The organism is Microlunatus parietis, from assembly GCF_013407955.1.
GTDB classification, from domain to species: domain Bacteria; phylum Actinomycetota; class Actinomycetes; order Propionibacteriales; family Propionibacteriaceae; genus Microlunatus; species Microlunatus parietis.
The window spans coordinates 1,682,730-1,699,830 of record NZ_JACCBU010000001.1 but is presented as its reverse complement, the minus strand read 5'-3'; the positions used below and the strand labels follow the sequence as shown (position 1 = coordinate 1,699,830).

Genomic DNA, 17,101 nt, shown 5'->3' with positions numbered 1-17,101 from the left:
TTGGCATCTCTCACAAGACTAGTCTCATGCGACTACTAGGTCCGGGTCAAGACCTGCGCTAAAGCCCTTGGCACCGGGCGTGGGATGCCTTACGGCACCTGCTGATGTCCCGCGGCTGTCGCCAAAGCTCCTCAACTCGGCAGGTTCAACGATGTAACGGGCGCCAGCGGTCCGACGGTGGAGATATTGCGACAGCGAAGACCGATGATCCGGTCGCCCGGGCGAGCAGCGACCCGGGCCGGTGAGGTTACCGTGGTGGGCCCGCCGATCGATAGGAGAGTCCGATGGTTGATCAGGGACCGGACCCGGCCGCGCTGGAAGCAACGGTCACGGCGTGCCGCGAGCTGATCGAACGGCGGTTTCCGGATGGTGATCACCAGGGTGCGGCGGCCGTGTTGCTCGGCGACGGGACGATCCTGACCGGGACCAGCCCGGATTTCGTCAATCCGAGTACGGAGGTCTGTCACGAGCTGGAGCCGTACTGTGCGGCGTACCGGCTCGATCAGCGGATCGTCGCGTCGGTCTGCCTGCATCGTGATCCGGACCGCGGGTTCGTCGTGCTCAGCCCGTGCGGGATCTGCCGGGAGCGGCTGACCCGGCACGGGCCGGACGTGCTGGCCGCCGTCGCCGAACCGGCCGACCCGACCGTGCCGCGCTGGCTGCCGCTGCGGGACCTGCTGCCGCACTACTGGCTGACGGCGTTCCCCGGCGCGACGGAGACCTGGCGCGCCTGAGCCAGCGTGACCAGCGCGTGCAGGATCAACGTCGCAGCCAACACCGCTGCGGCGACGAACAGGAGCCCGCCCGGCTGCACTCCGGCGGTGAGGGCGACACCGCCCAGGCCGCCGCCGAGCGCGGAGCCGAGGGAGATCGCGCTGCCGTTGAGCGCCATGACGATCGCCGCCGATTCCGGGGCCATCGACGCCAGCCGGGCCTGCTGCGGCACCGCGGCCCCGCCGTTGCCGACGCCGGCCAGGAAGAACCAGACCAGGCCGAGCACGGCGACCACCGCCAGCGGTGCGAAGGCGAACGTGACGGCGCCCAGCACGCTGTTCAGGAACAGGCCGATGAGGATGATGCTGAGCACCCGGACCGCGCCGAACCGGTCCGCCAGCCGGCCGGTGAACGTGTTGCCGACCAGGCTGGCCAGGCCGTAGCCGAACATGATCAGGATGATCATCCAGCCGGCCGGGTGGCTCGGGCCCAAGATCAACACCGCGTACGTGAAGCAGGTGTAGCTCGCGCACAGGATCCCGGTGCTGACCAGCAGCCCGGAGACCAGCCGGACCTGGCGCAACGGACGCAGCCGTTGGGCCAGCGTTGCCGCCGGCAGGTCGAGGTGCGGGAGCTTGATCAGGATCCCGACCAGGGCGACCGCGCCGACCACCGAGACCATGATCAACGGGAACCGCCAGCTGGACTGGCCGAGCAGCAGCCCGACCGGCACGCCGAGCGCGGTCGCCGTCATCCAGCCGCCGAGGACGAACGAGAGCGCCTTGCCGCGGTGCCGTTCCGGGACCAGATGGATCACGTAGCCGGAGATCGCCGCATTCATCAGGCTCGCCCCGAGGGCGGCCACCACCCGGCCGCCGAGTGCGACCCCGTAGCTCGGCGCGATCGCGGTGATCAGGTTGCCGATCACGAAGACGGCCAGCGACAGGCCGATGGTGCGGCGCCGTTCCCAGCCGCTGGTGGCGGCGCCGAGCACCGGGGCGGCCAGGGCCGAGGTCAGCGCGAAGATCGACACCAGCTGGCCGGCCAGCGCCTCGGTGACGGTCAGCTCGTCGGCGATGGCCGGCAGCAGCCCGGCCAGCACATAGCCGTCGATGCCGGTGGAGAACGTCGCGACGGCGAGCCAGATCAGCGCATGGTAGGGCAGCGCCCCCTTGGTTGTCATGATCGTCAGCGCGCCAGCAGTTCGGACAGGAAGGCGATCGCGGCCGGGTACGCGTCGGCGCGGTTGGCCCGCTTGGCCAGTCCGTGCCCCTCGTCGGCGTACACCTTGAGCTCGTTGCGGATGCCTCGTTCGTCCAGCGCCGCCGCGATCTGCTCCGCCTCGGACAGCGGCACCCGCGGGTCGTTCGCGCCGTGGATGATGAACAGCGGGTTGGTGAGTTGATCAAGGTACGTGATCGGCGAGGCCTTGATCAGGAACTCCCGGTCGGTGTCCAACCGGCCGTACTCGCGCTCCCGGTACGCCCGACGGTAGTCCGAGGTGTTCTCCAGGAACGTGATCAAGGACGAGATGCCGACGATGTCGACGCCGGCCGCCCAGAGCCCGGGCTGCATGGTCACCCCGGCGAGCACCATGTAGCCGCCGTAGGAGCCGCCCCAGAGCGCGCTGCGGTCCTGGTCCAGCCCGAGTTCCGGCAGCCAGGCGTGCAGGGCGGCCAGGTCGGCCACCGAGTCCAGTCGCAGCTCGACATCGTCCAGGCTCACCCAGCGCTTGCCGTACCCGTCGGAGCCGCGCACGTTCGGCACCAGCACGGTCAGGCCGACCGCGGCCAGCGCCTGGATCACCGGGCTGAACATGCGCATGGCCAGGCTCTCCGGGCCGCCGTGGATGTGCAGCACCGATGCCCCGGCCAGCGTCGGGTCGGCGCCGGCGGGCGGCCGGTGCACGAAGCAGGGCACCTGTTCGCCGTCCGGGGTCGGCACCCGGTGCACACTCGGCGTGGACAGCGGCGGATCGTCGGGCAGCTGGTCCCGGCCGTCGATGATCAAGGTGGTGGCGCCGGTCCGGGCATCCACCCGGAAGATCGAGCCGGGGTCGGTCGGCGAGCTGACCTGCATCGCGAACGCCGAGGAGTCGGGCGCCCAGACGATCGTCGGGATGCCGTCCTCCGGCGTCGTCACGCCGGCCCGGTGGGTGCCGTCGGCGTCGTGCACGCTGATCGTGACCGCCCCGTCGACCAGGTGCCCGACCGCGAGCGCCGTACCGTCCGGCGACACGTCGACCAGCAGGTCATGATCATCGGCGGCGACCAGGTGCTGCCAGGCGGTGCCGTCCAGGGACACCCGGACCACGGCGTTGAACTCGCGATCATGGTTGGAACTCATGATCAGGGCGTCGTCGCCGGCCGCCCAGGCGAGATGCCCGTGGTTGGCGTGCTCGTCGGGATCGGTGACCGGGCCGGACACGGCACCGGCCAGGAACACCGCGGTGCTGGCCGGCTGCCGGGACAGGGTGCTGACGGCGACGCTGCGTTGATCATGGGACGCGACGACAGTGGCGACGTAGCCGCCGCCGTCGTACAAGATCGTTTCGGAGCCGTCGGCCAGGTCGCGGACGATCACGTCCATGTCGACCCCGTTGCGGCGGTTGGTCGAGTAGATCACCGCGGTGTCGGTGACATCCTGCAGCACGTGCATGTAGTCCGGGTCCCTGACCAGCGGCGTCAACTCGGCCAGCGGGTACGGAGCCCGCCCCGGCTCGATCGTCAGCAGCGACAGCTGCATCCGCTCATCGCCGTCGGTGTCGTGCTGGACCACCACCTGGCGCGGCGACGACCCGGGCAGATAGCGGCCGGAGCACCGCGACGGCAGGTCGGTCAGCCGGGTCCGGCTGCCGTCCGGCGCCAGCTCGACCAGCTGGAGGCTGCCCGGCTCATCGTTGCCGGCCAGGATCCGACCGTCCGGATCGATGTCGAAGACCTGCCAGGCCTGCAGGTCCAGCAGCGCGGTGATGATCGACTGGGGATCGCGTGTCACACGATTAACCTAGCGCCCTTAGCCTGGCCGGATGACCGTGACCCTGAACGAAAAGGTCCGCGCCCTGGTCGACGGACGCAACTACGCCGTGCTGGCTACGGTGAATCCGGACGGCGCACCCCAGTCCTCGCCGATGTGGATCGACCGGGACGGCGACGACGTGCTGTTCTGTACGGTCGCCGGCCGGCAGAAGGACCGCAACTTGCGCCGCGATCCGCGGGTCAGCATCACGATCTTCGACCTGGCCGATCCGGAGAACTACGCCGAGATCCGTGGCACCGCGGTGATCACCGAGGAAGGCGGCTTCGCGTTCGACGACAAGCTGTCCTGGAAGTACGACGGCAAGCCGAAGGACCCCGACCCGGCGGGCTTCGTCCGGGTGATCGTCCGGGTCACGCCGACGAAGGTCTCCGGCTACGCGGCTGCCTGAGGCAGGGGCCGGCGGGCGGCGATGAGTGCCGGCGCGGCCCGGGGGACCTCGGGGGTGGTGATCTCGGTGAAGCCGGCCTGACGCAATTCCATGATCACCTCCGTCGCGGTCAGCGGACAGCCGCCGTCACGGACCACACGCCACCGGTTGATCGCCGACCAGAGCGGATCGTCGGTGTCCCGGAGTGCGCCGACCAGCAGCCAGCCGCCCGGGCGCAGGGCCCGGTGCAGCCGGGGGATCGCGGCCAGCACGGCCTGCTGCGGCACGAAGATCCCGGGCAGCCAGATCATCTCGTAGGCCGCGTCGTCGGTGAGCTCGGCGACATCCTGGAGGCGCAACTCGACCCGGTCGGCGACGCCGGCCTGTTCGACCTGCGCCGTGGCCAGCCGGATCGCCCGGTCCAGGACGTCGATGCCGACCACCCGCAACCCCGGGAACTCGCCGGCGAGCGTCGCGGCGATGCCGCCCGCGCCGACCCCGATGTCCAGCACGGCCGCGCCCTCGGCACGGATCGCGGAGTCCAGCCCGGGCAGCCCGGGGATGACGGTTGTCAGCATCAGTCTGGTCCCCGCGACCGAGGCCCGGCCCTGGGCCAGCAGCGTCTGGTCGTCGTTCGCGCTCCACCCCGGTACGCCGCTCGCCGCCGTCACCATCTGGCGCAGATTCCCGAGCAGGTTCAGGAAGCGCGCCTGGTCGGGCGAGGCCAGCAGTTCGGCCAGCCCGGGGCTCGGCCGGTACTCGTCGCCGTCCGGCACCGCCAGGCCCGCCTGGGCCAGCAGCCGGCCGGTATCCCGATCCAGGGTCTCGGTCTCGCCGGACGTCAGCGGCGCCAATGCCGCCAGGATGAACCCGCCGGCGACCAGCCGGGAGATCGCGCCCTCGGCGTCGGCGCGCGTGGCGACAGGATCGTCGATGATCATGGCGGAATCGTAGGCGCCGATCCCGTGGGAAGTTGCGATTCAGCCGAGATAGGGCGCTGGCGTGGTCGCCGGGTCGCCGTCCGTCGCCGCGGCCAGCCGGGGCACCGCGATGTCGAGCAGGAACGGCAGGCTGAGCGGCGAATTGAAGCCGAGGGCGGCGGCGAAGTCGTCGTCGAACGCGCCCAGGCCGACGTAGCGGCCCTCCTTGACGACGGTCAGTTGCTGGACCAGGTCGCGCTTGAAGTCGGCCTCGGCGATGCCCTCGCCGAGCAGCACGTCGCGGTCCAGCGTGTCCAGCTTCTCGTAGCTGATCTCGCCGCCCTTCGCGTCGACGTCGAAGCCGAGCTCGGTCAGCCAGCCGGTGCGATAGTCGTCGGCACCGAGGTTGTAGAACCCGGCCGCGCTCGAGCCGAGCAGGAACACCGCCCGCTTGCCCTCGAACTCTGGATGCTCGGCGATCGCGGCGTCGAAGGCGGCCCGGGTCTCCGCGATGATCTTGGTCGCCTGCTCGGACCGGCCGAGCGCCTGGCCGGTCTGCTCGGTCTGCTTGTCCCACGGGGTTGCGCCCTCGGGGTAGTCGGCGGTCTGGGCCACGGTCGGCGCGATGCCGCTGAGCAGGCCGTACGCCTCGTCGTCGATGTAGGAGTTGATGCCGAGGATCAGATCGGGCTCGAGCTTCGCGATCGCCTCCAGGTCGAGGTCCTGGCTGCCGACGGTGGGCAGCTGCTTGCCGCGTACGCCCTCCGGCGCCCACGGACGATCGGGCGCCGGGTAGCCCAGGAACTCCCGGACCCCGACCGGCTCGACGCCGACCGCGAGGGCGAAGTCCTGGTCGTTGAACCCGACCGTCACCACCCGCTGCGGCCGGGCCTCGATCGTCGTCGTACCGAACCTGTGCGTCATGGTCACCGGGAAGGCGCCGTCCTCGCTCGCCGCCGGTACGCTGCCGGTGCCGGGCGTGGTCGAGGCGCAGGCCGATGCGGCCAGCAGGGTGAGAACGGTGAGCAGCAGAGCGGTGAGGCTGCGGGCGTGATGCATGTTGCTAAGGCTAACCTAAGGCCAGGCGGGAGCTCATCGCGGTCCGGTGGGCCGAGGGCGAACGAGAGGGGCGAGGGGTGGGACTCGAGGACGACCCGTTCGACTACCGGATCACCAAGGACGGCCGGGTGTTGATCAGCCGCGGCGGCCGGCAGGTGTCCGTGGTGGCCGGCAACGCGGCGGCGGCCTTGATCGGCAAGCTCGGCCTCGACGCGGACCAAGATCAACAGCTGCTGGCCCGCGCGACGGGCAACTATCGCCGCGGCAACGAGCGGCGCGGCTGAATCGTCCCGGGTCCCGCGGGCCAGGGCAGCGCCGGGCCAGGGACGCAACTCCCGTCACACCTCACCAGGTTTCCTGGCGCTTTACGTGAGAAGTTTCTCGCGGGAAGCGCCAGTTTTTCACGTAACGTGAAAAACTGACGGCCCACGTCCCGGCCGAGGATCAGAACTCGGCCTCGCCCTGCCAGAAGTCCCAGACGTTGCCCCAGGGGTCGGTGACGCTGACGGTCCGCGGGCCGTACGGCTTGTCCTGCGGCTCGTCGACCTCGACGCCCGCCTCGATGATCTTGCGGTACTGGGCGTCCGCGTCGGGCACGGAGATGATCAGGTACGAATTCCCGGCGGTGCCGCCACCGCTGATCGCGATCTTGCTGTCACCGGCCGCGAGGTCGCCCTCGTACCAGGCGCCGTTCTCGTCCCGGGCGCACCGGGCCGGGCCGAAGCCGAGTACGCGGGTCAGCCACTCGACCGCGGCATCGCCGTCCGGGTAACGAAGATAGGGCGTGAGGTTGGTGAAGTTCATGATCAACAGCATCGCCGGTTCCGCCGGCCCGGTCTTGGAGAATTTCGTCAGCGGGCAGACAGTGGCCCGTGGAACGCGACCTCGGGACGACCGCGGAACCAGCGGGTGGGTGAGGTGCCGGTCAGCTCGGTGAAGTCGCCGACCAGGTGGGCCTGGTCGTAGTAGCCGGCGGTGATCGCGAGGTCCGCCCAGTCCCGGCGGCCGGCGTCGCCCTCGCGGGCGAGCGCGATCACCCGCTCCAGCCGGAGCACCCGCTGGTAGCGCTTCGGTGACAGTCCGACTGCGGTCCGGAACCGGCGGGTCCAACTGGACTGGCTGAGCCCGACCCGGTCGCCGATCGTGCCGATCCGCTCGTTCCGGCGCAGCCGGTCGATCACCTGCCGCACCAAGGGATCCGCAACCGGACCGTCGCCCGGCCGGGCCAGCTGCACCAACTCGGCCTCGACCCGGTCCAGCGCCTCGGCTCCGCCGGCCGCCGGTTCGGCCACCTCGCGCAGCCGTTCGGCCCAGCCGCCCCAGAGTTCGTCCAGCGCGGCCAGCGGCCCGATCGCGTCGGCCGGCAGCCGGGCCAGGCCGCCGATCGCCTCGGGCCGGATCACGACCCCGACCAGGCGGCGCTGCTCGGTGCGGTCCAGCACCTGCGGGCCGGTCTGGATCGAGGCCAGGGCGTACGGCCCCACGGTCTCCCTCCGGTCCGCCCCGCCGCAACTCAGCCGGTCGCCGGACAGGTTGATCAACAACTGGGCGGTGCTGGTCGGCAGCTTCACCTCCAAGCCGGTGCTGCCCGGATCCTCCACGTACCAGAGGCGCTGCACGATGCCGGCCAGCTCAGGCCGGTGCGGTGCGCGTCCGTACGAGGTCACGCGGTCAGCCTGCCACTCGAATCCATACCAGGCCAAGGGCTAGAATCGCGGCACCTTGACCGAGCTGCGTACCGCGAGCCAGCCGCGATGACCGAGTGGATTCTGCTGGCCGTCTCCCTGCTGTTGATGGTGGCCTGCGGTGTGTTCGTCGCCGCCGAGTTCGCCTTCGTCACGGTCGACCGGGCCACCGTCGACCGGGCCACTCAGGCGGGAGAGCGCGGTGCGGCCGGTGTCGGCCGGGCGCTCAGCACGCTGTCCACCCAGCTCAGCGGTGCCCAGCTGGGCATCACGCTGACCAATCTCGCGATCGGCTATCTCGCCGAACCGGCGATCGCGACGCTGCTGCGGCCGCCGCTCGGCACGATTGGGGTCCTGGACCAGACGGCCGTCACAGCGATCGCGCTGACGATCGCCCTGTTCGGCAGCACGGTGATCACGATGCTGATCGGCGAGCTGATCCCGAAGAACCTCGCGCTGGCGCTGCCGATGCGGGTCGCCGTCCTGACCCAGTTGCCGATGCGGGCCTTCACCAAGGCGATGGGGTGGCCGATCCGGTGGCTCAACGGCGCCGCCAACGCGATCCTGCGGTTCAACAGGATCGAGCCGCAGGAGGAACTCAGGTCGGCCCGGTCGCCGAACGAGTTGCGCTACCTGATCCGCCGGTCCGCGTCCGAAGGCGCGCTGGACCGGCCGACCGCTGATCTGGTGGACCGGAGCATCGCGTTCGGTGACCGGACCGCCGCCGACGTCCGGGTCGCCCGGGTCCGGGTCCGGTTCCTGCAGGCCGGCGACTCGGCGGCCGACCTGATCCGGGCGACCCGGGACTCCGGCCATTCCCGTTTTCCGGTGTACGGCCGGGACGCCGACGACGTGCTCGGCCTGGTCCATCTGCGGCAGGCCCTGGCGATCGCCCCGGACCGCCGCGAACAGGCCCGGCTCGGCGAGCTGGTCACGCCGGTGGCGCGGGTCCCCGACACGATCGAGCTGGATCCGCTGCTGGCCGAACTGCGTACGGCTCCGTACCAGTTCGCCCTGGTCATCGACGAGTACGGCGGCACGGACGGGATCGTCACGCTGGAGGATCTGGTCGAGGAGATCGTCGGTGAGATCGCCGACGAGCACGATCGGCTGGCCACCTCGGTCCGGGCCCGCGGCGGCAGCTGGACCCTGTCCGGGCTGCTCCGTCCGGACGAGGTGACCGAGCGGACCGGCATCGTGCTGCCCGAGCATCCCGATTACGAGACCATCGCCGGCCTGGTGCTGCGCCGGCTGGGCCGGATCGCCGCTCCCGGCGACGCGGTACGGGTGCGCGGTGAACGGGCGCAGCGATCGGAGGAGTTCGTCCCCGAACCGGTCGAGGTCGAGTTGCGGGTGGAACAGGTGGTCCGGCGCCGGATCGACCGGCTCCGGCTGACCGTTCTGGACGAGGCGACGCCGGGGAAGGGGGACCGGCGATGAGCCTCTGGGCCGGGTTGGCGATCACGATCGCCCTGCTGTTGGGCAACGCCCTGTTCGTCGCGTCCGAGTTCGCGCTCGTCTCGGCCCGCCGGGCGGCGATCGAGCCGCTGGCCGAACGCGGCCGCTGGTCGGCCCGGATGGCGATCCGGGCGATGGAACAGGTCAGCCTGGCGATGGCCGGTGCCCAGCTCGGCATCACCCTGTGCACCCTCGGCCTGGGCGCCGTGTCCGAGCCGGTGATCGCGCACACGATCGAGCCGATCTTCGTCACCGTTGGGATTCCGGAGTTCCTGGTGCACCCGATCGCCCTGGTGCTGGCGACCGTACTGGTGGTCTGGTGCCACGTCGTGCTGGCCGAGATGGTGCCGAAGAACATCGCGCTGGCCGGACCGGACCGGGCCGCGTTGATCTTGGGCCCGTTCATGCTCGTGGTGATCTTCCTGCTCCGGCCGTTCGTGGTCACCCTGAACGCGATCGCCAATGCTGCGGTCCGGCTGTTCCGGGTCGAGCCGAAGGACGAGGTGGGCTCGGCCTTCACCCATGAGGAGGTGACCGGGCTGGTCGACGAGTCGCGCCGGGAAGGCCTGCTCGACGCCGACGAGTACGGCCTCGTGTCGGGCGCGCTGGAGTTCGAGCAGCACACGGTGGGCCAGGTGATGCTGCCGTTGGACGGCCTGCTCACCGTCTCGCCCGAGACCACCCCAGCCGAGATCGAACGGCTCTGCGCCGAGACCGGCTTCTCCCGCTACCCGATGCTGCGCGACGGCGAGGTGGTCGGCTATCTGCACGTCAAGGACGTGCTCGGCGCCGACGAGCCGGACCGGCAGGTGCCGGAGCACCGGTTCCGCAGCCTGATCACCGTGGCGCCGGACACCCGGCTGCATCGGGCGCTGCGCACCCTGCAGGGGCACGGCGTGCACCTGGCTCGGGTCGCCGGGCCCGACGGTGCGACCCTCGGGCTGGTCGCGCTGGAGGACATCCTGGAGGAACTCGTCGGCACGATCAGCGGGTAATCTCCGGCGATGACCAGGGGAATGATCAAGGCGGCGGCCGCCGTGCTGGCCGCGCTGCTGCTCGGGGCGTGCTCGGTGTTCGGCCCGACCGAACTCCCCGACGACCCGGCCCGCGCCGACCCGCTGCCGCAGGACCAGCTCGTCCTGGAGGTCACTTACGGCGTGGGCGGGCTGGCACCGCCCGAGCTCTACGCGACCGCGGCACCCTGGCTGCTGGCGTACGGCGACGGCCGGATGATCATGGCCGAGCCGCAGAACGTCAAGGACGGCTGGCATAAGAGCTATCGGCAGACCATGATCGATCCGGAACTCGTGGCCGGCCTCGCCGAGCGGGCCCGGGCCGCCGGCCTGGACCGCGAACTCGACTTCGGGTCGCCGCAGGTCACCGACCTCGGCTCGCTGAACTTCCTGCTGCACGGGACGGGCGAGCCGGTGCGGCACCGCGCGTACGCGTTCGGGCCGGAGATGGAGGACGGCCTGTCCCCTTGGGAACGCAGCCGCCGGGACTTGCTGCGTTCCTTGATCGACAACGCCGAGGCGCTGGCCGGTGACGCGTCCTGGCAGCCGTACCGGCCGGAGTTGATCTTCGTGTACGAGCAGCGAGGGGACACCCATGATCGGGGCACCGCCGAGCCGTGGCCGGGACCCGACCCGGACCGGTTCCTGATCGAGGGGACCAAGTCGTTCCGCGGCACCGCCTGCGGCGAACTGCGCGGCGCCGAGGCGGACCGGGTCTACCAGGCCTCGCTGCGGAACCGGTTCGGCCAGTGGACGGTCGACGGCGAGCCGCGGAAGTTGTTGATCAACGCCGTGCCGGGCTCCCGTACCGGCTGTGATCGGTGAGCCTCGGCAGGCGGGTCAGCGCCAGATCTCGTCGAGGCTGGTGGCCGTGAGGACCCGGGCCGTCCAGGCCCGGAGCTGGCTGGTGGACGCGGTGTTCACGGACTGCACCGTCTCCGGCGGCAGCGGGCCGAACTTCAGTTCGAGCAACTCGAGCAACGTGTCGGCCCGGCCCTTGGTCGCCCCTTCGGCGCGGAGCATCTCTGCCGTGGTCACGTAGGCCTCCTCTGCGGCGGATCCGAGCTCGGTGAAGAGCTGGTGCAATTCCTCGGCGGGCGTTTCGCCCACAGTCTCAATGTACGTCAGCAGCGCGATGAAGTCTTCGATCCCCTCGCCCGCTTCAAGGATGGCACGCAGGTCGTCGGCCCATGGCTGCAGATCCGTGGCGAGCTCCGTGTTGCCGGCGGCGATCTTGAGCAGCAGGAGGGTGATCCGGGCCGACGGGGTCAGTGGTCGGGCACGGAGGTCCTGCTGATCGAGCCGGGTCAGGTCGTCGAGCAGGAACCGGAAACGGGGGAGATAGTCGCCCGCCGCCGCACTGGTGGGCGGGTCGAGGTCGAGCAACTCCGCGAGGTCGGTCGGGCCGGTCCAGGGCCGGCGATTGTGGTGGACGACGAGTGGCAGCACGGCTGGTAGCCGCGTCGCGTCGGGATGCTCGTGCAGGTAGCGATCCCAGATGCGGACGATGTAGCGCAGCATCCGGAACGGCATCAGAGGATCGGTCCGGCTCTGGTGCTCGACCAGCACGTAGATGAAGGCGTCGGTGCCGTCGAGCGGGGCGGAGAAGAGCAGGTCGGAGTGGCGCCAGCGCAGGTTGGTGTCGACGAAGTTCTCCGAGACTCGGGTCAGCTGTCGCAGGTCCAGCCGGGCGGTGAGGTCGGCCGGCAGTACGGCGCGCAACTGCGATGCCGCATGCTCCGGGTCGCCGAGGATGCGACGGAACACCGCATCGTGCGGGCTCGGCTGGGTCGACATGGGGCGAACCTACGGGCGGGTTCTGACAGTGCCCGAGGATCAGAAGTAGTCGCGGATCTGCAGCGCCGGGCCGCTGAACGCGCCGTCCCAGGCCGAGTCCGCCGCCGGGTCGCCGCCGCGGACCAGTCCGGTGGCCCGGAGCTCCGCCAGCGGCAGCGCTCCGGTGAACAGAGCCGCCAGCCCGCGGGCGGTGAACACGCGCTCGTCGGGATCGGGCCGGGTCCGTTCGCAGCGGCCGCGGCCGCCGGCGATCCGGAGCCGGTAGGCGCCGTTGTTGCTGGCCACGAAATGATCATCGACCGCGAAGTCGAGCACGGCCTCGTAGCCGAAGTGGTAGCCGCGGCGGGACAGGGCGCCGGCGACGTCGATCACATTGATCATGTACGGGCTGCGCTTGACCACCTGCCAGTCCAGCGCCGGCAGGATCGCCCGCACCGCGTCGAAGCCGGAGCTGCTGAGCTTGATCATCGGCGTCACCGAGGAGAACGAGCCGAGAGTGCGGAGCAGGCCGCGGTAGGCGTCCGGGGTGATCGCGATCAGCTCGTCGACGGTGATCATGGAGCCCGGTCCGTACCCCTGGCCGCGGTCCCAGAGCGCGTACCCGACGATCCTTCCATGATCGTCTTCGGCGACCGTGACGCCGGTGAACTCGCTCAGCAGTTGGTCCACCTGGCCGGCGAACGCGGCACCGTCGCGGGTCAGCGGGCCCTGCTGCGCGGAAGCCCAGGCCGTGTAGCACTCGAAGATCGCCGGCAGGTCGGCGGCGGTCGCCCGGCGGACCGTGCCGCTCGCCGGCGCCTCGACGCCGGCCAGTGCGGCCGCCGGCACCTCGACGTCGACCAGATCGCCGACCACCTCGTAGCCGAACCGGCGATAGATCTTCGGCGCCGTCGGGAACAGCGTCGAGATCACCGCGCCGCGCTTCCGGGCGCCGGCCAGCAGCTCGGCGAACAGCGGCGAGAGCAGCCCCTGCCCGCGGTCCTCGGCCGCCGTCGTCACTCCGGCGATCCCGGCCGTGGCCACCCGCCGGCCGCCGAACCAGGACTCGAAGAAGCGGTCCAACATCCGCGCCCCGAGCCGCTCGTTCCCTTCGGCATCGGTGACGAACGCGCCGTACCAGGCCTTGCCGTCGCCGGCGATCGAGGCCGGCTCGGCCGGCGGCGTGCTGGGCGCGCCGAACGCCTCCCAGCCGAGCCGGCGGGACGCCTCGGCGTCCGCGGAGGTCAGGGGTCGCACGGTGACGGGCACGTGCAGAAGCTAACCGATCCGCCGCGTGGCGACGGCGTCGGGTCAGGCGGCGCCGTCGGTGATGCTCTGCTGGACGGCCGGGCGGCCGGCCAGGCGCTGCTCTCCGTTGGCGACGCCGATGGCCAGGGCCCGGCCGAAGAGCTCGGGGAAGCGGGCGGGCATCATGCTCAGCTGCTGGGTGCCGCCGATCGAGAGCGCGGTGGCGATCACGGCGTTGCGGCCGGACGCGCTGCCGAAGACGGTGACGGTCTCGCGTTCCTCGGCCGGGCGGCTCTGCAGCGCCTTCAGCCGGTCGGTCACGTAGGAGATGTCGCCCGGGGCGAAGCGGTTGGTCAGGTTGTCCGACCAGCTCAGCACGGTGCCGCCGGCGTGGGTCCGCGGGCCGCCGACCTGGTTCGCGGCGAACGCGATCAGTTCCCGGAGCCAGCCGACCACGCCGGGCTGGGACATGCTGATCACCCGGTACGTGTCGCGCTGGCCGGCCGGGCCGGCCGCCTCGAAGACCGCGAACAGGGCGTCGCCCATCAGGTTGTTCCGGGTGGTCGTGCTGACGTTGAGGTTGACCTGGCTGAGGCCACGGATCGAGCCGGAGAAGACACCGGCCGACGACGAGCTCATCGACGCGGTGCGCGGGCCGGTCGCCCTGGCGCTGCCGTACGAGGTCGAGAAGGAGGTGCCGAACATCCGCAGCTGGTGGCTCATCGTGCCGTTGATCGCGCCCTCGGTCTGGGAGTCGAAGTGCCGCTCGATCTCGACCAGCCGGGCGTTGCTGATGGTGGCGTCGCCCTCGGCGATCCGGTACGCCAGGTCCGACGGCTCGTGCCACAACTCGCCGAGCGACTCGTGCAGCGCGTCGGCCAGCGCCCAGTCCCGCCGGTTGAAGCTCTTCGACCTGATCTCGCCGGAGATGCCGACGATCAGGAAGATCACGCCGAGCAGGGCGAGCAGGCCGATGAAGATCTGCAGCGCGATCACCATGGCGACCCGTTCCAGCAGGTCGTTGCTGTAGACGAGGGTGACCGGGATGGTGATCGCCGCCCAGACGACGATGAGCACGATGCCCCAGACCAACAGGCTGCGCTTGCGCATCGACAGCGCCATGGGCGACATGCGCCGGGTTTCCGCCATGGGCCGAACACTACTGAACCCGCTTCGGGCGAGGAAACGATTCGTCCCACGGGTAGGTTTCGCCCACGGTAGATTTCGATGGTGCGCGCCGATTCCAGCGAAACCGAACCCGTCAGCCTGCTCCGGTCCGAGGCCGAGCAGCGGGCGTCCATGATCACCGTGACGTCGATGCGGGTCGACCTCGATCTCACCTCGGCCACCCTCGACGGGCCGGCCGGTGAGGTCTTCGCGTCCACCGCGACGATCGACTTCCGGGCCACCCCGGGCGGCCGGACCTTCCTTGATTTCAAGGGCCGTCGGCTGATCTCGGCCACTCTGAACGGGGCTGAGTTGCCGGACGCGAGCTGGCGGAGCGGCCGGATCGAACTGACCGGCCTGGCCGAGGCCAACACGGTGGTGATCACCGGCGAGATGGCGTACTCCAGCGACGGCGAGGGCCTGCACCGGCACGTCGACCCGGCCGACGGACGTACCTATCTCTACGCGATGTCGTTCCTGGACGCCGCGCCGCGCTGGTTCGCCTGCTTCGACCAGCCCGACCTGAAGTCCCCGTACGAACTCGAGGTGACCGCACCGCAGGACTGGACCGTGATCGGCAACGGTCCCGCGGTGACCGAGCAGCCCGGCCGCTGGCGGATCGTCCAGGAGCGTCCGCTGTCCACCTACTTCGTCACCCTGGTCGCCGGCCCGTACGCCTCCGTACGGCATCGGCACGACGGGATCGAGCTCGGCTTCCACGTCCGCGCCTCGCTGGGCGAGCAGCTGCAAGCAGAGGCCGAGGACCTGATCGAGGTGACCAGCCAGGCGTTCGACTACTACCACCGCACGTTCGGCGTCCGCTACCCGTTCGGCGAGTATCACCAGGCGTTCGTGCCCGACTTCAACGCCGGCGCGATGGAGAACCCGGGCTGCATCACGATCCGCGACCAGCTGATCTACCGGTCCCGCGCGACCACCGCCCAGCGGGCCGGCCGGGCCGGGCTGATCGCGCACGAGATGGCGCACCAGTGGTTCGGTGACCTGGTCACGATGACCTGGTGGGACGACCTGTGGCTGAACGAGTCGTTCGCCGAGTACGTCGCGCACCGCTGCTGCACCGAGGCGACCCGCTACCCGCTCTGGATGGAGTTCGGGATCCGGAAGGACTGGGGCCGGATCGCGGACCAGGCGCCGTCGACGCACCCGGTCGCCGGCAACGGCTCGGCCGACGCCCAGTCGGCGCTGCAGGACTTCGACGGCATCTCCTACGCCAAGGGCGCGGCGGTGCTCCGGCAGCTGGTCGCCTACCTCGGCGACGACGTCTTCCTGGGCGGCCTGAAGGACTACTTCGCCCGGCACGCGTACGGGAACGCCGAGTTCGCCGACCTGATCGCGGCCTGGACCCGGGCCGGCGCCGTCGAACTGGACGATTGGGCGGCGAACTGGCTGCGCACCTCCGGCCTGGACACCATCGCGGTCGCCGACGGCGTGGTCCGTCGGATTGCGCCGGTCGACCATCCGGCCGACCGGACCCACGCCATCGAGGTGGCCCGGCTGGACGAGTCCGGGGCGGTGGCCGATCGGACCCGGATCCAGCTCGCCGGCGAGCCGTACTGGGATCGCTCCCTGAGCCCGTCGAAGGGCCCGAGCCCGTCGAACGGCCTCATCGTCCCCGACGCGGCCGACGAGACCTGGGCCAAGATCGCGTTCGACGCCGGCGACTGGCCTCGCTTGACCGCGGTGATCGGCCGGATCTCCGACCCGGCGATCCGGCTGGTCGTGGTCAACGCCGCCCGGGACGCGGTCCGGGACGCGGCGCTCGATCCGGCCGAGGCGCTGCGGCTGATCCTGGCGGCGCTGCCCGCGGAGACCGAGGACGTCGTCTGGGAGGCGATGGCCCGGTTCGCCCGGACCGAGCTGACCGGTCCGTACTGCCCGCGGGCGGAGCGGGCCGGCCGGACGGCCGAGCTGCACCGGGTGACGCTGGCCGCGATGGCTGGCGCCGCGGCCGGGTCGGACCGGCAATTGCTGGCGTTCCGGGCGGCGATCCCGACCGCGGCCGACCCGGAGCTGCTGCGCGGCTGGCTCGCCGGCTCCACGCTGCCGGCCGGGCTGGAGCTCGATCCGGACCTGAACTGGGCCCTGGTGTCCCGGCTGAGCGAGCTGACCGGCGACGCGGCGCTGATCGAGCAGCGGCTGGCCTCGGACCGGTCGGCGCTCGCCGAACAGCACGCGGCCCGGGCCAGGGCGGCCCTGCCGGACGCCGCGGCCAAGGCGTCGGCCTGGGAACTGCTGATGCGCCCGTCCACCGCCTCGGCCTACCAGGTGTACGCCACGGCGGAGGGATTCTTCCGGCCCGACCAGGACGAACTGGCCGCCGACTACGTGCGGCGCTACTTCGCCGAGGTCGGGGCGACGGCCGGTTTCCGTACCGGCTGGGCCCTCGGCCGGACCGCCGAACTGGCGTATCCGTACCTGGCCGTCAGCGAGGAGACCCTGGCTCTGGCCGAGCAGACGCTGGCCGGAAACGGCCTCGCCGACCCGCTCCGGCGAGCCCTGATCGACGGCACCGATCGGCTCCGGCGAGCGGTGGCGGCCAGGCGCCGATTCGGCTGATATCGATAACAGACCCGGTGGTCACAATCTTGTTTCGCGTCCACCGTGATCGGCACCACGCCTTGCGGTGATAGACGA

16 protein-coding genes are annotated in these 17,101 nt (G+C 70.9%); 7 read left to right on the top strand and 9 right to left on the bottom strand.

The genetic code is table 11. The annotated features are described in order from the left end of the window. The first annotated feature begins 284 nt into the window (after positions 1–284). Positions 285–734, top strand: a complete 450-nt coding sequence (locus BKA15_RS08075; RefSeq protein ID WP_179749670.1) for a cytidine deaminase — start codon at positions 285–287, stop codon at positions 732–734. On the opposite strand, the gene BKA15_RS08070 is transcribed toward BKA15_RS08075, so the two are convergent. Continuing rightward, positions 686–1,897: an MFS transporter gene (locus BKA15_RS08070; RefSeq protein ID WP_179749668.1), complete on the bottom strand. Its 1,212-nt coding sequence runs from the start codon at positions 1,895–1,897 to the stop codon at positions 686–688. The two genes, BKA15_RS08075 and BKA15_RS08070, sit on opposite strands and share 49 nt — an antisense overlap. Before the next feature lie 5 nt (positions 1,898–1,902). Then, positions 1,903–3,711: a S9 family peptidase gene (locus tag BKA15_RS08065; RefSeq protein WP_312878868.1), complete on the bottom strand. Its 1,809-nt coding sequence runs from the start codon at positions 3,709–3,711 to the stop codon at positions 1,903–1,905. A gap of 31 nt (positions 3,712–3,742) precedes the next feature. Between BKA15_RS08065 and BKA15_RS08060 the strand changes: the two genes are divergently transcribed. Beyond that, positions 3,743–4,141, top strand: coding sequence for a PPOX class F420-dependent oxidoreductase (locus BKA15_RS08060; protein ID WP_179749666.1), 399 nt, complete (start codon positions 3,743–3,745; stop codon positions 4,139–4,141). Here the strand turns inward: BKA15_RS08060 and BKA15_RS08055 are convergent. Next, positions 4,126–5,061, bottom strand: a complete 936-nt coding sequence (locus tag BKA15_RS08055; protein ID WP_179749663.1) for an SAM-dependent methyltransferase — start codon at positions 5,059–5,061, stop codon at positions 4,126–4,128. The two genes, BKA15_RS08060 and BKA15_RS08055, sit on opposite strands and share 16 nt — an antisense overlap. Before the next feature lie 39 nt (positions 5,062–5,100). After that, complete coding sequence (locus BKA15_RS08050) at positions 5,101–6,099, bottom strand: ABC transporter substrate-binding protein (RefSeq protein WP_179749661.1); 999 nt, start codon at positions 6,097–6,099, stop codon at positions 5,101–5,103. Between the two features lie 77 nt (positions 6,100–6,176). Here BKA15_RS08050 and BKA15_RS08045 point away from each other — a divergent pair, with 77 nt between their 5' ends. Continuing rightward, positions 6,177–6,383 carry a hypothetical protein gene (locus BKA15_RS08045; RefSeq protein ID WP_179749659.1) on the top strand — a complete coding sequence of 69 codons (207 nt, stop codon included), beginning with the start codon at positions 6,177–6,179 and terminating at the stop codon, positions 6,381–6,383. Positions 6,384–6,543: 160 nt separating this feature from the next. On the opposite strand, the gene BKA15_RS08040 is transcribed toward BKA15_RS08045, so the two are convergent. Beyond that, complete coding sequence (locus BKA15_RS08040; RefSeq protein ID WP_179749657.1) at positions 6,544–6,903, bottom strand: VOC family protein; 360 nt, start codon at positions 6,901–6,903, stop codon at positions 6,544–6,546. A gap of 47 nt (positions 6,904–6,950) precedes the next feature. Continuing rightward, positions 6,951–7,766: a helix-turn-helix domain-containing protein gene (locus tag BKA15_RS36770; protein WP_179749655.1), complete on the bottom strand. Its 816-nt coding sequence runs from the start codon at positions 7,764–7,766 to the stop codon at positions 6,951–6,953. A gap of 87 nt (positions 7,767–7,853) precedes the next feature. Between BKA15_RS36770 and BKA15_RS08030 the strand changes: the two genes are divergently transcribed. From BKA15_RS08030 to BKA15_RS08020, 3 genes are read left to right on the top strand one after another with little or no spacing between them, the layout of a single operon-like run. Next, on the top strand, positions 7,854–9,224 hold the full coding sequence (locus BKA15_RS08030; protein ID WP_179749653.1) for a hemolysin family protein: 1,371 nt from the start codon (positions 7,854–7,856) through the stop codon (positions 9,222–9,224). Continuing rightward, on the top strand, positions 9,221–10,237 hold the full coding sequence (locus tag BKA15_RS08025) for a hemolysin family protein (protein ID WP_179749651.1): 1,017 nt from the start codon (positions 9,221–9,223) through the stop codon (positions 10,235–10,237). Before BKA15_RS08030 ends, BKA15_RS08025 begins: the two co-directional genes overlap by 4 nt. Positions 10,238–10,246: 9 nt before the next feature. After that, entirely contained in the window at positions 10,247–11,080 is an 834-nt protein-coding gene (locus BKA15_RS08020) for a hypothetical protein (RefSeq protein ID WP_179749649.1), read from the top strand. A 15-nt stretch (positions 11,081–11,095) separates the two neighbouring features. On the opposite strand, the gene BKA15_RS08015 is transcribed toward BKA15_RS08020, so the two are convergent. Genes BKA15_RS08015 through BKA15_RS08005 form a run of 3 tightly spaced genes read right to left on the bottom strand, consistent with a single transcriptional unit; the run spans position 11,096 to position 14,428 of the window. Then, entirely contained in the window at positions 11,096–12,052 is a 957-nt protein-coding gene (locus BKA15_RS08015; protein ID WP_179749648.1) for an Rpn family recombination-promoting nuclease/putative transposase, read from the bottom strand. 39 nt (positions 12,053–12,091) lie between these two features. Further along, entirely contained in the window at positions 12,092–13,300 is a 1,209-nt protein-coding gene (locus BKA15_RS08010; RefSeq protein ID WP_179749645.1) for a GNAT family N-acetyltransferase, read from the bottom strand. Positions 13,301–13,342: 42 nt separating this feature from the next. Continuing rightward, positions 13,343–14,428, bottom strand: a complete 1,086-nt coding sequence (locus tag BKA15_RS08005; protein ID WP_179749643.1) for a hypothetical protein — start codon at positions 14,426–14,428, stop codon at positions 13,343–13,345. 78 nt (positions 14,429–14,506) lie between these two features. On the opposite strand from BKA15_RS08005, the gene pepN reads away from it, so the two are divergent. Then, positions 14,507–17,023: an aminopeptidase N gene (pepN, locus tag BKA15_RS08000; RefSeq protein ID WP_179749642.1), complete on the top strand. Its 2,517-nt coding sequence runs from the start codon at positions 14,507–14,509 to the stop codon at positions 17,021–17,023. Positions 17,024–17,101: the final 78 nt, after the last annotated feature.

Excerpts from the sequence above, each read along its gene's own strand:
- BKA15_RS08075 (WP_179749670.1), top strand. The coding sequence starts at position 285 with ATGGTTGATCAGGGACCGGACCCGGCCGCGCTGGAAGCAACGGTCACG.
- BKA15_RS08070 (WP_179749668.1), bottom strand. The coding sequence starts at position 1,897 with ATGACAACCAAGGGGGCGCTGCCCTACCATGCGCTGATCTGGCTCGCC.
- BKA15_RS08060 (WP_179749666.1), top strand. The coding sequence starts at position 3,743 with ATGACCGTGACCCTGAACGAAAAGGTCCGCGCCCTGGTCGACGGACGC.
- BKA15_RS08055 (WP_179749663.1), bottom strand. The coding sequence starts at position 5,061 with ATGATCATCGACGATCCTGTCGCCACGCGCGCCGACGCCGAGGGCGCG.
- BKA15_RS08050 (WP_179749661.1), bottom strand. The coding sequence starts at position 6,099 with ATGCATCACGCCCGCAGCCTCACCGCTCTGCTGCTCACCGTTCTCACC.
- BKA15_RS08040 (WP_179749657.1), bottom strand. The coding sequence starts at position 6,903 with ATGAACTTCACCAACCTCACGCCCTATCTTCGTTACCCGGACGGCGAT.
- BKA15_RS08030 (WP_179749653.1), top strand. The coding sequence starts at position 7,854 with ATGACCGAGTGGATTCTGCTGGCCGTCTCCCTGCTGTTGATGGTGGCC.
- BKA15_RS08025 (WP_179749651.1), top strand. The coding sequence starts at position 9,221 with ATGAGCCTCTGGGCCGGGTTGGCGATCACGATCGCCCTGCTGTTGGGC.
- BKA15_RS08020 (WP_179749649.1), top strand. The coding sequence starts at position 10,247 with ATGACCAGGGGAATGATCAAGGCGGCGGCCGCCGTGCTGGCCGCGCTG.
- BKA15_RS08015 (WP_179749648.1), bottom strand. The coding sequence starts at position 12,052 with ATGTCGACCCAGCCGAGCCCGCACGATGCGGTGTTCCGTCGCATCCTC.
- BKA15_RS08005 (WP_179749643.1), bottom strand. The coding sequence starts at position 14,428 with ATGGCGGAAACCCGGCGCATGTCGCCCATGGCGCTGTCGATGCGCAAG.
- pepN (WP_179749642.1), top strand. The coding sequence starts at position 14,507 with ATGGTGCGCGCCGATTCCAGCGAAACCGAACCCGTCAGCCTGCTCCGG.